Source organism: Enterobacter sp. AC1 (assembly GCF_050434705.1).
In the GTDB taxonomy this organism is placed as follows: domain Bacteria; phylum Pseudomonadota; class Gammaproteobacteria; order Enterobacterales; family Enterobacteriaceae; genus Enterobacter; species Enterobacter cloacae_L.
Map to the genome: position 1 here is coordinate 553,566 of NZ_JBNDIZ010000002.1, position 13,699 is coordinate 567,264.

Sequence of the window (13,699 nt, forward strand, 5' to 3'; positions counted from 1 at the left end):
TAGAAAAAGCCGCGAATCAGGCTAACGGGTGATGCGAATGGTTAATGCGGTAATCGCAATTCATGGCGGCGCCGGGGCAATCACCCGTGCACAGCTCAGTCCCGAACAGGAAAAGCGCTACATTGACGCGCTGTACGCCATTGTCGAAACGGGCCAGAAAATGCTGGAAGCGGGCGAGAGCGCGCTTGACGTGGTTACCGAGGCGGTGCGCCTGCTGGAGGAGTGCCCGCTATTTAATGCGGGGATCGGGTCGGTCTTTACCCGGGATGAAACGCACGAGCTGGACGCCTGCGTGATGGACGGTATCACCCTGAACGCGGGGGCCGTGGCCGGCGTCAGTCGCCTGCGTAATCCTGTGCTGGCGGCGCGTCTGGTGATGGAAGAGAGCCCGCACGTGCTGCTGACCGGCGCCGGGGCGGAGGCGTTTGCCTTCGAGCACGGGATGGCGCCGGTATCGCCCGATCTTTTTTCCACCGAGGCGCGCTATCAGCAACTGCTGGAGGCCCGTTCGGCGGGTATGACGCAGCTGGATCATTCCGCACCGCTCGATGAGACCACCAAAATGGGGACGGTCGGCGCGGTGGCGCTCGATAAGGCCGGAAACCTCGCGGCGGCGACGTCAACGGGCGGCATGACCAACAAGCTACCCGGGCGCGTCGGCGACAGCCCGCTGCCGGGGGCCGGGTGCTATGCCAACAACGCCACGGCGGCGGTGTCGTGTACCGGAACCGGGGAAGTGTTTATTCGCACCCTCGCGGCCTACGACATCACCGCGCTGATGGATTACGGCGGTTTAAGCCTCAGTGAGGCCTGCGAGCGGGTAGTGATGGAGAAACTGCCTGCCCTGGGCGGCGTCGGCGGGCTCATTGCGGTGGATCGCGAGGGCAACGTGGCCCTGCCGTTTAACAGCGAAGGGATGTATCGCGCCTGGGGATATGCCGGCGATGAGCCGAGCACGGGGATCTATCGTGAATAAGGGGGCAACGCGTGCCGCACAGTGAAGAGCTGGACAACCGCGAAGTGCTGGCTGTCCATCAGCTGAATATTGCGTTTCAGGAAGAGCGGCAGTTCATCCCTGCAGTACAGAATTTATCGTTCTCGCTCAGGCGCGGCGAGACGCTGGCGATTGTTGGCGAGTCCGGCTCCGGTAAGTCGGTCACCGCGCTGGCGCTGATGCGCCTGCTGGAGCAGACTGGCGGGCAAATCAGCAGCAAGAAAATGCTCCTGCGCCGCCGCAACCGTCAGGTCATTGACCTAAACGAGCTGACCGGCTCGCAGATGCAGGGCGTGCGCGGGGCGGATATTGCCATGATCTTCCAGGAGCCGATGACTTCCCTCAATCCGGTTTTCCCGGTGGGGGAACAAATTGCCGAGTCCATCCGCCTGCATCAGGGCCTGAGCGGCGATGAGGCGCTTCGTGAAGCCAGACGGATGCTGGAGCTGGTGCGCATTCCTGAGGCGCAGGCCATTCTTGGGCGCTATCCCCATCAGCTTTCTGGCGGCATGCGCCAGCGGGTGATGATTGCCATGGCGCTCTCCTGCCGTCCGGCGGTGCTGATCGCCGATGAACCGACGACGGCGCTGGACGTAACGATTCAGGCTCAAATCCTGCAGCTCATCAAAGTGCTGCAGCAGGAGATGGAGATGGGGGTGATATTCATCACCCACGATATGGGCGTGGTCGCCGATATCGCCGATCGCGTGCTGGTTATGCACAAGGGCAACGCGGTGGAAACCGGCCCGGTTGAGCAGATTTTTCACGCGCCCGTCCATCCTTATACCAAAGCGCTGCTGGCGGCGGTTCCGCGCCTTGGGGCGATGAATGGCCGCGATTTACCGCGCCGCTTCCCGCTGATTTCTCTCGATGCGGCGGGGCAGGAGGAAGAGGAGCGCGAGCAGGACACGGTGGTGCCGGGTAAGCCCATTCTGGAAGTGCGCGATCTGGTCACCCGTTTTCCGCTGCGCAGCGGCGTGTTGAACCGCGTGAAGCGCGAAGTGCATGCGGTGGAAAACGTCAGTTTTGATTTATGGCCTGGCGAAACCCTGGCGCTGGTGGGGGAGTCCGGCTGCGGTAAGTCCACCACCGGGCGCGCGTTGCTCCGCCTGGTGGAATCACAGGAAGGCAGCATTACCTTTAACGGCGAGCGCATTGATACCCTGCCGGACAGCAGGCTGCAGGCGGTGCGGCGGGATATTCAGTTTATTTTCCAGGATCCGTATGCCTCCCTCGACCCGCGCCACACGGTGGGGTACTCGATCATGGAGCCGCTGCGGGTGCATAACCTGCTCGACGGCGAGGCGGCGCAGCGTCGCGTGGCCTGGCTGCTGGAGCGCGTTGGCCTGAAGCCGGAACACGCCTGGCGTTATCCGTACGAGTTTTCCGGCGGTCAGCGGCAGCGGATCTGCATTGCCCGCGCGCTGGCGCTGAACCCGAAAGTGGTGATTGCCGATGAGTCCGTTTCGGCGCTGGATGTCTCTATCCGGGCGCAAATCATCAACCTGTTGCTCGATTTACAGCGGGATATGGGCATCGCTTTTCTGTTTATCTCGCACGATATGGCGGTGGTCGAGCGCATCAGCCATCGCGTGGCGGTGATGTTCATGGGGCAGATCGTGGAGATCGGGCCGCGAAGAGCGGTCTTCGAGAACCCGCAGCACCCGTATACCCGCAAGCTCATCGCGGCGGTTCCGGTCGCCGATCCGGCGCATCGCCACGGCCAGCGCGTGCTGCTGCAGGATGAAATGCCGAGCAATATTCGTAAACGCGGCGAGGTCGTGGAGCGCGTCACGCTGCGCGAGGTCGGGCCGGGGCATTTTGTGGCGCCTCCGCGTCAGGACAACGCTTTTTCACGGTTATAACTTATAACAGGCAGGAGAACACAATGGTTACATTTGTAGCGCGTAGATGGTTGTTAGCCGCGAGCGTGACGGCAGCCCTGGCCGCTGCCCCCGCGTTCGCCGCCAAAGACGTGGTGGTTGCCGTCGGCTCTAATTTCACCACGCTCGATCCGTATGACGCCAACGACACGCTGTCGCAGGCGGTAGCGAAATCGTTCTACCAGGGGCTTTTTGGCCTGGATAAAGAGATGAAGCTGAAAAATGTGCTGGCGGAGAGCTATACCGTTTCGGACGACGGGCTGGTGTATACCATCAAGCTGCGTTCCGGCGTGAAGTTCCAGGACGGCACGGATTTCAATGCTGAAGCGATAAAGGTCAACCTCGACCGCGCCAGCAATCCGGAAAATAGCCTCAAACGCTATAACCTGTATAAAAACATCGCCAGCACCGAGGTGGTTGACCCGGCGACGGTAAAAATCACCCTGAAAGAGCCGTTCTCGGCGTTTATCAATATTCTGGCGCATCCGGCAACGGCGATGATCTCCCCTACCGCGCTGAAAAAATACGGTAAAGAGATCGGTTTCCACCCGGTGGGGACCGGCCCGTATGAACTGGTGACCTGGAATCAGACCGACTTTGTGAGGGTGAAGAAGTTCAGCGGCTACTGGCAGCAGGGGCTGCCGAAGCTGGACACCATCACCTGGCGTCCGGTGGTGGACAACAACACCCGCGCGGCGATGCTGCAAACCGGCGAGGCGCAGTTTGCCTTCCCGATCCCGTATGAGCAGGCCGCGATTTTGCAGAAAAACAGCAAGCTGGAGCTGGTCGCCAGCCCGTCGATTATGCAGCGCTACATCAGCATGAACGTCACGCAAAAGCCGTTTGATAACCCGAAGGTGCGCGAGGCCATCAACTACGCCATTAACCGCCAGGCGCTGGTGAAGGTCGCCTTTGCCGGCTATGCCACCCCGGCCACCGGCGTGCTGCCGCCGGCTATCGCGTATGCCCAGAGCTATCAGCCGTGGCCGTACGATCCGGCCAAAGCGCGCGAGCTGCTGAAAGAGGCGGGCTTCCCGAACGGCTTCAGCACCACGCTGTGGTCGTCGCATAACCACAGTACCGCCCAGAAGGTGCTGCAGTTTACCCAGCAGCAGCTGGCGCAGGTCGGCATCAAGGCGCAGGTGACCGCAATGGATGCCGGACAGCGTGCGGCTGAAGTGGAGGGCAAAGGGCAGAAAGAGAGCGGGGTGCGAATGTTCTACACCGGCTGGTCGGCCTCGACCGGCGAAGCCGACTGGGCGCTGTCGCCGCTGTTTGCCTCGCAGAACTGGCCGCCAACCCTGTTCAATACCGCGTTCTACAGTAATCCGCAGGTGGACAAAGACCTTGCCGATGCGCTGAAAACCACTAAACCGGAAGAGAAGGCACGCCTCTACAAAGACGCGCAGGATATTATCTGGAAAGAGTCACCGTGGGTGCCGCTGGTGGTAGAGAAGCTGGTATCAGCCCATAACAAAGCGTTGACCGGGTTCTACATTATGCCGGACACCGGTTTTAGCTTTGACGATGCGGATTTAAAATAAACCTCATGCTGAACTATGTTTGTAAACGCCTGCTGGGGCTTATCCCGACGCTGCTGATTGTGGCGGTCCTGGTGTTTTTGTTTGTCCATATGCTGCCGGGCGATCCGGCGCGTCTGGTTGCGGGGCCAGAAGCGGACGCCACCGTTATTGATCTGGTGCGTAAACAGCTTGGCCTCGACCAGCCGCTGTATATCCAGTTTCTCCATTATATTTGCAACGTTCTGCAGGGCGACTTTGGTATCTCAATGGTGTCGCGGCGTCCGGTGTCGGAGGAGATTGCCAGCCGCTTTATGCCGACGTTCTGGTTGACGATTGCCAGCATGAGCTGGGCGGTGGTGTTTGGGCTTGGCGCCGGGATTGTCGCCGCCGTCTGGCGCAACCGCTGGCCGGACAAGCTCGGCATGGCGCTGGCGGTGACCGGTATCTCCTTCCCGGCGTTTGCGCTGGGGATGCTGCTGATGCAGATCTTCTCCGTCGAACTGGGCTGGCTGCCGACCGTCGGGGCCGATACCTGGAAGCATTACATTCTGCCCTCGATGACGCTGGGGGCTGCCGTGTCGGCGGTGATGGCCCGCTTCACCCGCGCCTCGTTCGTTGACGTGCTGAGCGAGGATTATATCCGCACCGCGCGGGCGAAAGGGGTCAGCGAGAAGTGGGTCATTCTTAAGCACGGGTTTCGCAATGCGATGATCCCGGTGGTGACGATGATGGGGCTGCAGTTTGGCTTCCTGCTGGGCGGCTCTATCGTCGTGGAGAAGGTCTTCAACTGGCCGGGGCTGGGACGCCTGCTGGTCGATTCCGTCGAGATGCGCGACTACCCGGTCATTCAGGCGGAAGTCCTGCTTTTCTCGCTGGAGTTTATCCTTATCAACTTAGTGGTGGACGTGCTCTACGCTGCCATTAACCCGGCCATCAGGTACAAGTAAGATGCGATTGTTGAACTGGCGACGTCAGGCCGTTTTAAACGCTATGCCGGGGCTCAAACCGGAACATATCCGCACGCCGAGGTCCGAATTCTGGCGGCGTTTTCGCCGTCAGCCGGTCGCGATGGCGGCAGGGCTGTTTGTGCTGCTGCTGATTGCGGTGGCGATCGTTGCGCCGTGGGTAGCGCCGTTTGATGCGGAAAACTATTTTGACTATGACCGTCTGAACGACGGGCCCTCAATGCTGCACTGGTTCGGCGTGGACTCCCTCGGGCGTGATATCTTCAGCCGCGTGCTGGTCGGGGCGCAGATCTCTCTTGCCGCCGGGGTTTTCGCGGTGCTGATCGGCGCGGCCATCGGTACCGTGCTGGGTCTGGTTGCCGGGTATTACGAAGGCTGGTGGGACCGCATCATCATGCGCATCTGCGACGTGCTGTTTGCTTTTCCCGGCATTTTGCTGGCGATAGCGGTGGTGGCGATAATGGGCAGCGGCATGGCGAACGTTATTATCGCGGTGGCGGTCTTTTCGATTCCGGCGTTCGCGCGCCTGGTGCGCGGCAACACGCTGGTGCTGAAGCAGCAGACCTTTATCGAATCTGCCCGCAGTATGGGGGCCAGCGACGCCACGATCCTGTTCAGCCATATCCTGCCGGGTACGGTGTCGTCCATCGTGGTCTATTTCACCATGCGTATCGGCGTGTCGATAATCTCGGCTGCCAGCCTCTCGTTTCTGGGATTAGGGGCTCAGCCTCCCACGCCGGAGTGGGGCGCGATGCTGAACGAGGCGAGGGCAGATATGGTGATTGCACCGCACGTGGCGATCTTCCCAAGTCTGGCGATTTTCCTGACGGTGCTGGCGTTTAACCTGCTGGGTGACGGGCTGCGCGACGCGCTGGATCCGCGGATTAAGGGGTAGGCTTTTGCTTGCCCCCTCCCCCGATGGGCGGTAATGGTTCCTTTCCGGTGTTCATATTGCGCACGGATGCCCCTGTTCAATAGCACCGGATCTTTAGTATTTCTCCGGCAGCTTCACGATATTCACCAGGACGCCGCGCTGCATTTCAATATATCCACCGGCTTTTAACTCCGCCAGAATGCGCATCACGCCGCTGCGCGACAGATGCGTTTTGTCACGGATATAACGCTCGGCAGTAATCGTGTTTCTGACGCCAGGCGCTTCATTGAACAGCTCGTTAAGCTGCGCACGGACGATATCATAGGCTGAGGGAGCAGACAGCTGTTCGCTGGACTCAAATAACTTACCGGCAATGGTCATCATATGCTTCGCCAGAGGCTCCCAAAGCTGGTTCGCACGGATAATGTCGTAGACTGTCGCCATTTTAAGGATCGCGATGTCGCAGGCGACCTGCGTTTTGATATAGCCATCCATCTGCATTTGCTGCAAATTGCCAATCCCGGCCAGAGAGGGGGCAGTGACGGTCACCATCGCCAGATCGTCACTCTGGCGATGCCAGGTCACGCGACCTTTTAGAATGAGATAGCAGAAACGATCGTTACCCACCTGCATACTTAAACGACGCCGGGGAAGAATGTGTTTTACCTCGGCGTCTTGCTTAAGATAATCAAGCAGCAGGGGAGTATAATCTGATGTGCGCAAAATCAACGATTCAGATGTTCCTTTAGCCATACTTTTGCCTGTCAAATACGCGTGTTATTTGAAGGCAAGTATAGTGCTGTTTCAGGTCGGGCCCACGACAGAAATTTAATATTTTAAAGGTAAGTGGTTGATCGCGATTAATATACCGCGGTTGAGCTCAATATAACCGGCCTCCCGAAGCTCAGCGATGATGCGCATGATGCCGCTGCGCGACAGATAGGTGCGGTTTTGAATGTAGTTGGCGGCGGTTATGCTGGTGCGGATCCGCTCCGATTCGTTCATCAGCTCCTGCAACTGGAAACGAATAATCTCGTAAGAGGACATTTGTGAAATCAGGGTGCAGTGTTCATAGACGCGAGAAGCGGTATAGATCAGCAGCTTGCACAGGCTCTCCCACAGCCCACAACTCTCGACCAGCAGATTAAAGCGCTCCAGCGACAGGCGGCTCATTTCCGCGTTTTCATAGACGCGCAGATAGAGGTTTTCTGACTGAGAGTACTGATTACTCACTCCCAGAACAAAAGTGTCGTGCTCGGAATTCAGCACCATACCATCCCCCCTGCGGTTCAGCGTGACGCTGCCATTATGGAGTAAATAACAGGTGCGTTTATTACCGGAATAATAACGTAAAATCTCGCCTTTATTTGCATTAAACCGTGTTGCAAACGGAGATACGTGCTCGATGATGTTATTGATATCGGCGACGGGCTTTGCCGCCAGGGCAGATGTTATTCCCGGGTTTTCACCGGTTGTGATTTTTGTATTCATTATCTTAACTCCAGACGATCTTTTATTCGTAAAGATGCGTAAGGGATTATCGAACTGGAAATAAGAGAAATAAATATAAGATTGATGCCATTATGGACTGTTTTATTAACATATGTGCAAAATCTTTCGTGTGGCGGATTTACTCGAATTTTAGGGTGTTAAATTTATGTTGTATTTAAAGTCTACGGTTGGCCTAAAAACGTATTGTGAACATACGTAAGTTTATATAAATTTGATTTCAGCAAGTGAGCAGGTGAAAACAAAGTTATCGAATAAATATCTTTGCGTTCCGCTTACTGCACTTCGGAAAAGAGATATCTGGCGCAAAAAATATATGGCTCTCGGCCATTGGATGCTTTCGCCTGAATTTCGGTAATTTACAGAGTTATTAAGGAAATATAGTTATGAAAAAGAATGTTATCGCTGCTGCTATCGTTGCTACCGCTGCACTGTCTATGTCTAACGTATTCGCTGCTGCGGGCACCGTTAACTTCAACGGTGAAATTCTGGACGCTGCGTGCACCGTTGACGTTGGTTCTCAGAATCAGACCGTTGAACTGGGCAAATACAACAAGTCTGAATTTACTGCTGCGGGCGACGTGACTGCTGCTACTAAATTCAACATCGTGCTGAAAGATTGCCCGGCTACTGTGACTTCTGCATCCGTACGTTTCGACGGTACGCCTGATGCGACTGACTCTAAACTGCTGGCTGTTGACAGCTCCGTAGCTGGCGCGGCGACCGGTGTGGCTATCAACCTGATGTCTGCTGACAAGGCACAGCTGCCGCTGCACGGTTCTAACGGTTACAGCTACCCTCTGGTCGAGACTGCTGATAACACCCTGGATTTCTACGCTCAGTATAAATCTACCTCAGATACCGTTACTGCTGGTCCAGCTAACTCCGTAGCTAACTTCTCTGTGGTTTACAACTAATTTCCCCTACCGGAAATAGATGGGGCCGGTCTGTCGGCCCCTTTTTTATCGAGGTATAAAATGCACTTTCTGAGTAAATCTCTCATTGCCTGTGTGATTCTTTCTGCTGGTCTTTCAGCAGCCAATGCTGGTGTGGTAATTGGCGGGACGCGCGTAATTTATGACGGCAATAAAAAGGAGTCCTCTATTAGCGTAAATAACCCCGACACGATGCCGTATTTAATTCAGTCGTGGGTCGAAACGCCAAATGGGGGTGCTGAGAAAGCACCTTTTATTATTACACCGCCGTTGTATCGTCTGGATAAAGACCAGCAGAACGTTGAGCGTATCGTTCTCGCCGGGGCATTGCCTCAGGATAAAGAGTCGCTCTACTGGCTGAATATCAAAGCCATTCCAGCCGCGTCCCCGAAAGATAATACGTTACAAATTGCGGTGAAAACGCGCATTAAGCTGATTTATCGTCCGACGGCGCTGAAAGGTGTTATTCCGGAAGAACAGGCGGATAAATTAACCTGGCAACGCAGCGGCAACCAGATTCAGGTAACCAACCCAACCAGCCTGGTAATGAACTTCAATGAAATTAACGTCAACGGTAAAAAAGTAGAAGACGTTTCCTACGTTCTGCCAGGTTCAAGCGCGCGTTTTGATCTGCCGAAAGGCGTCAGCGGCGGGGCGGTGACCTTCAAAATTATTAACGACTACGGTGGTACCGGAAACGTGCACAACGCCTCGTTGTAATTCGCTGGGGTAAAGAACGCCTGTTTTGTACGGATGGAGTAAGGTTGTGATGAGCAAAAATAAGCAGGACAAATTATTCAAACCTGCACGCCTGGCGTTTTTAATCGCCTTTGCCCTGGGGGCGACCTCACCTGGCGCTCATGCCCGCGACTATTTTAACCCGGAGCTGATCGAGCTGGATAACCCTGGCATGAAGGGAGCCGACCTGTCGGCATTTGAATCCGGCTCGCAGCTACCGGGCACCTATCGCGTGGACGTCATCATAGGTGAGCAGATTGTCGATACCCGCGAGATTAAATTTGATGCGGTGAAGGGCGCGGATGGTGAGGAAAAACTGCAGCCGTGTCTGAGCGTTGCGCAGCTGAAAAGCTGGGGCGTAAAAACCGAACTGTTCCCTGAGCTGGCCTCTGGCGGTGAGTGTGCGAAATTAACCGCCATCCCGCAGGCCTCGGCCGAGTTTCTGTTCAGCGCCCAGCGTCTGGTGATCAGTATTCCGCAGGCTGCGCTGTCGCCGCAGGCGCGCGGCTACGTGCCGCCAGAGATGTGGGACGAAGGGATCACCGCCGCGATGCTCAACTACAGCCTGAGCGGCTCCAACAACTGGTCACGCAGCGGCCACGGCAGCGACACCAACAGCCAGTACGCCAACCTGCGTCCGGGGATCAACATTGGCCCGTGGCGGATCCGTAACTACACCACCTGGAGCCGCGACGGGAACGGCAGCGACAAGTGGGATACGGTCTACACCTACGGCCAGCGGGCGATTATTCCTCTGAAAGCGCAGCTAACCACCGGCGACAGCTCCTCCCCGGCGGATGTGTTCGACAGTATCCCGTTCCGCGGGGCGCAGCTGGCCTCTGATGACGACATGATGCCGGACTCGTTGAAAGGCTATGCCCCGGTAGTGCGCGGTATTGCGCGGACTAACGCGCAGGTGATCGTTCGCCAGAACGGGTATCAGATTTACCAGAGCTACGTGGCACCGGGTGCGTTTGAAATTACCGATATGTACCCAACCGGCGGCGCGGGCGATCTCAACGTCACCGTGAAAGAGAGCGACGGCAGCGAGCAGCACTTTACCGTGGCCTTTGCGTCCCTGCCGGTGCTGCAGCGTGAAGGGCGCTTCAAGTATGCAGTGACAGGCGGTCAGTACCGCTCGTATAACAGCGACGTGGAGAAAACGCCGTTAAGCCAGATGACCGGAATTTACGGTCTGCCCTATGGCCTGACGGTATACGGCGGCTTCCAGGAGTCGAGCAAGTACCAGTCCCTGGCAGCCGGCATCGGTAAAAACATGGGCGTCATCGGTGCGCTCTCCACCGACGTGACCCAGTCGTGGGGCACCCCAAAAGGTATGGCGAAGAGTCAGGGGCAGTCCTGGCGGATCCGCTACAGTAAGAACTTTGTTGAGACGGGAACAAACTTCGCTATCGCCGGTTACCGCTACTCCACCAGCGGCTACTACGGCATGCAGGAGGTACTGGACTCCTACGGCGACAGCAGCGCGCTGCAGGACCGTCGTCGCAACCGCGCCGAGCTGACCATGAGCCAGAACATCGGCCAGAACCTGGGCTCGTTGATGCTGAGCCTGGTGCGTGAGGATTACTGGAATTCCGGCAAGACCATGGAATCCTACAGCGTCGGGTATAACAACGCCTGGAACAGCGTGACTTATGGGGTCACCTATACCTACAGCAAAAATGGCAGCACCGACAGCTACGGGCACACCACTAGCTACGATAAGGATCGGCAGATTGCGCTGAACGTCAGCGTGCCGCTGGAGAAATTCCTCCCGCGCACCTGGGCCAACTACAGCATGAACGCCAGCAAGAACAACGGCACCACGCATAACGTCGGTTTGAACGGCACGGCGCTGGAAAACAACGCCCTGAACTGGAACGTTCAGCAGGGGTTCGGCACGGACGGTGTGGGCTATACCGGCAACGCCAACGCTGACTTTAAAGGCACCTACGGCGAAGTGTCGGCGGGGTATGGCTACGACAAGGACAGCGATCGCCTGAACTACGGATTGCAGGGCGGGATCCTTGCCCATGCCGACGGTGTAACGTTCTCCCAGCCACTGGGTGAAACCAACGTGCTGGTGAAGGCGCCGGGGGCGAAAGGGGTGAGCATTCAAAACCAGAGCGGAGCAAAAACCGACTGGCGCGGCTATACCACGGTCAGCAACCTGACGCCATACCGTAAAAACGACGTGGCGCTGATGACCGAGACGCTGCCGGACGATGTGGAGCTGGAGTTGACTAACAAGACGGTTATTCCGACCCGCGGCGCGGTGGTGAGGGCGGACTATGTGGCGGACGTGGGGATGCGGGTGTTGATGACGCTTACGCAAGCCAATGGCCAGCCGGTGCCGTTTGGGGCAATAGCGACGCTGGCTGGAGAGAATAAAAGTTTTATTGTAGGTGACGGTGGGCAGGTTTATCTGACGGGGATGAATAACAACGGTACATTACAGCTGAAATGGGGTGAAAATACTGATCAGCAATGTATTACCCATTACTCCTTGCCGCATCAATCTTCAGTAAATGGAATTTCGAAAGTAAATGTTCAGTGTAAATGAAATTATAAATAAGATTGCATCTTAATAAGTGAAAAATGAACGAGCTTAAATATCACGTTAAATAATGTGAAGCTTCAAACATATTCAGAGGCTGAAAATGAAATTTCTAAATGCTTTAGTGATAGCGCTTCGGTTTACTGCGCTTATTTTGATAGTGTTTACCTCACAGCAGGTAATGGCGTCAAGCAGTTGCAATGTCGTAGGCGGTAATTATGTTATAAATTATGGTGATGTTATCGTACAGCGCGATCTAGCTATTGGACAACCTATAACCGGGGTGATTTATGGTGCCAGTCAAACTGACTATAGTTGCTCCGTGAATAACCAAGTGGTATTTATTGGCATTAAATCCTATCTCTCCAGAGCGGCTTTTAATGAGGGTAATATCGTTATCTATAAAACCAATGTGCCAGGAGTAGGGATTGAGATCGGTGGAACGGGTAACTCACCAGGCGGTACTGCTTCATGCTACATAACCCAGGGGTGTTACCCCTATTCAGGAACCGACTGGCAGGGATTGATGGGCTACGGCAGTTCACTGTCCAGTGCGCCTTCACTCAGTTTACAGCCTTATTTTAAATTAGTTAAAATTGGCAATATTACTTCCTCGAGGTTGACTGGCCAGTTTGCTGCGGCAATAGCTGGGGAAAGGGTAATGCAGGGAGGGCTGACAGGTAAGTGGTATCCTGAGATCGCTATCTCTTTTGGTACAGGCAGTATTACACAGGTTGCCTGTTCAATAACTACGCCGTCACTGGTATTCCCTATTGGTGATATTCCGTCATCATCATTTGGTACAGCAGTGGGAACCGTGCCTGCTAATGCACAAAATACGCAAAGCCTTGGTCTTAATTGCGATGCTGGAGCCAATATTAACGTCATGTTACAAGGCACCCAAAACCCGGACGTGAGTACGACCAGCGTATTAGCCTTAACCGGCCAGGGTAATGCCGACGTAGCCAAAGGAGTAGGTGTTCAGCTTTTATATAACGGTTCACCATTGGTTTTAAATAACCGTATTGTGCTGAAGCAATCAACCGGCGGACAGGAAACATTCCCGATAACGGCCCGTTATTATCAGACCAAAACAAGTGTATCGACGGGTAAAGCTAACGCATCTGCAACCCTTGATCTTACCTATCAGTAAATAAAAGGAATCAAAAAAAATGGCGAAATTATCCCTTATCGCCGGGGCTACGCTCGGCTTAATGATGGCAAGTCACGGCGCGTTCGCGGGTGATACCGTCACCTTGAATATTACCGGCAACGTGGTGGCCTCGCCGTGCGTGGTTAACGGCGGCGCAACGAATATTGATGTCGATCTCGGCAATATCCAGGCGACAACCCTGGCTGCGGCGGGGTCTTCCTCACCGGACGTGCCGTTTGATATTAAATTTACGGATTGCCCGACAGGCACCAACAGCGTGCTGACCGCATTCTCAGGGACCAGCGATCCGGTGGCGGGAACCAACTACTACAAAAACACCGGAACGGCAGGCAACGTGGCGGTAGCGCTAATTCAAACCAGCACCGGTAACTATAAAGGCAATGGCACCTCCATTACCCAAACCGTGCAAAGCGATCGCACCGTCACCGTGTCGCTGAAAGCCAGAGCCTATTCCAGCGCAGGCGGAGCAACGCCGGGCACCATTAAATCCGTGGTGACGGCAACCATTACCTACCAATAACATGCAATATGCCCCGGTTCGCCGGGG

The 13,699-nt window shown here is 55.7% G+C and carries 11 protein-coding genes and 1 pseudogene; 10 read left to right on the forward strand and 2 right to left on the reverse strand.

Features of this window, described 5'->3' with window-relative positions:
* The first annotated feature begins 37 nt into the window (after positions 1–37).
* The 5 genes and pseudogenes from iaaA to gsiD all read left to right on the forward strand — a co-directional run bounded on the left by iaaA (position 38) and on the right by gsiD (position 6,260).
* Positions 38–1,001, forward strand: a pseudogene (gene iaaA / locus M2433_RS07515) (beta-aspartyl-peptidase).
* Positions 988–2,859, forward strand: coding sequence for a glutathione ABC transporter ATP-binding protein GsiA (gene gsiA, locus M2433_RS07520; RefSeq protein WP_429053808.1), 1,872 nt, complete (start codon positions 988–990; stop codon positions 2,857–2,859). The pseudogene iaaA and the gene gsiA overlap by 14 nt, the downstream one beginning before the upstream one ends.
* 23 nt (positions 2,860–2,882) lie before the next feature.
* A complete protein-coding gene (gsiB, locus tag M2433_RS07525; protein ID WP_429053290.1) occupies positions 2,883–4,421 on the forward strand; it encodes a glutathione ABC transporter substrate-binding protein GsiB in 1,539 nt (512 codons plus the stop codon).
* Positions 4,422–4,426: 5 nt separating this feature from the next.
* Positions 4,427–5,347 carry a glutathione ABC transporter permease GsiC gene (gene gsiC / locus M2433_RS07530; RefSeq protein WP_047346983.1) on the forward strand — a complete coding sequence of 307 codons (921 nt, stop codon included), beginning with the start codon at positions 4,427–4,429 and terminating at the stop codon, positions 5,345–5,347.
* A 1-nt stretch (position 5,348) separates the two neighbouring features.
* Complete coding sequence (gene gsiD / locus M2433_RS07535) at positions 5,349–6,260, forward strand: glutathione ABC transporter permease GsiD (protein WP_059310695.1); 912 nt, start codon at positions 5,349–5,351, stop codon at positions 6,258–6,260.
* Positions 6,261–6,353: 93 nt separating this feature from the next.
* On the opposite strand, the gene M2433_RS07540 is transcribed toward gsiD, so the two are convergent.
* Both M2433_RS07540 and M2433_RS07545 read right to left on the reverse strand, forming a co-directional pair.
* The gene (locus M2433_RS07540) at positions 6,354–6,992 is read right to left on the reverse strand and encodes a helix-turn-helix domain-containing protein (protein WP_429053289.1); all 639 of its coding nucleotides are present in this window, start codon (positions 6,990–6,992) and stop codon (positions 6,354–6,356) included.
* A gap of 75 nt (positions 6,993–7,067) precedes the next feature.
* Positions 7,068–7,730: a helix-turn-helix domain-containing protein gene (locus tag M2433_RS07545; RefSeq protein WP_429053288.1), complete on the reverse strand. Its 663-nt coding sequence runs from the start codon at positions 7,728–7,730 to the stop codon at positions 7,068–7,070.
* Positions 7,731–8,134: 404 nt separating this feature from the next.
* On the opposite strand from M2433_RS07545, the gene M2433_RS07550 reads away from it, so the two are divergent.
* The 5 genes from M2433_RS07550 (at position 8,135) to M2433_RS07570 (ending at position 13,672) form a co-directional block, all read left to right on the forward strand.
* Positions 8,135–8,665, forward strand: coding sequence for a fimbrial protein (locus M2433_RS07550; protein ID WP_429053287.1), 531 nt, complete (start codon positions 8,135–8,137; stop codon positions 8,663–8,665).
* A gap of 60 nt (positions 8,666–8,725) precedes the next feature.
* Positions 8,726–9,403: a fimbrial biogenesis chaperone gene (locus tag M2433_RS07555; protein WP_429053286.1), complete on the forward strand. Its 678-nt coding sequence runs from the start codon at positions 8,726–8,728 to the stop codon at positions 9,401–9,403.
* A 49-nt stretch (positions 9,404–9,452) separates the two neighbouring features.
* Positions 9,453–11,984 carry a fimbria/pilus outer membrane usher protein gene (locus tag M2433_RS07560; RefSeq protein WP_429053285.1) on the forward strand — a complete coding sequence of 844 codons (2,532 nt, stop codon included), beginning with the start codon at positions 9,453–9,455 and terminating at the stop codon, positions 11,982–11,984.
* Positions 11,985–12,081: 97 nt separating this feature from the next.
* Positions 12,082–13,131 carry a fimbrial protein gene (locus M2433_RS07565; protein ID WP_429053283.1) on the forward strand — a complete coding sequence of 350 codons (1,050 nt, stop codon included), beginning with the start codon at positions 12,082–12,084 and terminating at the stop codon, positions 13,129–13,131.
* Between the two features lie 19 nt (positions 13,132–13,150).
* Positions 13,151–13,672, forward strand: coding sequence for a fimbrial protein (locus M2433_RS07570; RefSeq protein WP_429053282.1), 522 nt, complete (start codon positions 13,151–13,153; stop codon positions 13,670–13,672).
* Positions 13,673–13,699 lie beyond the last annotated feature (27 nt).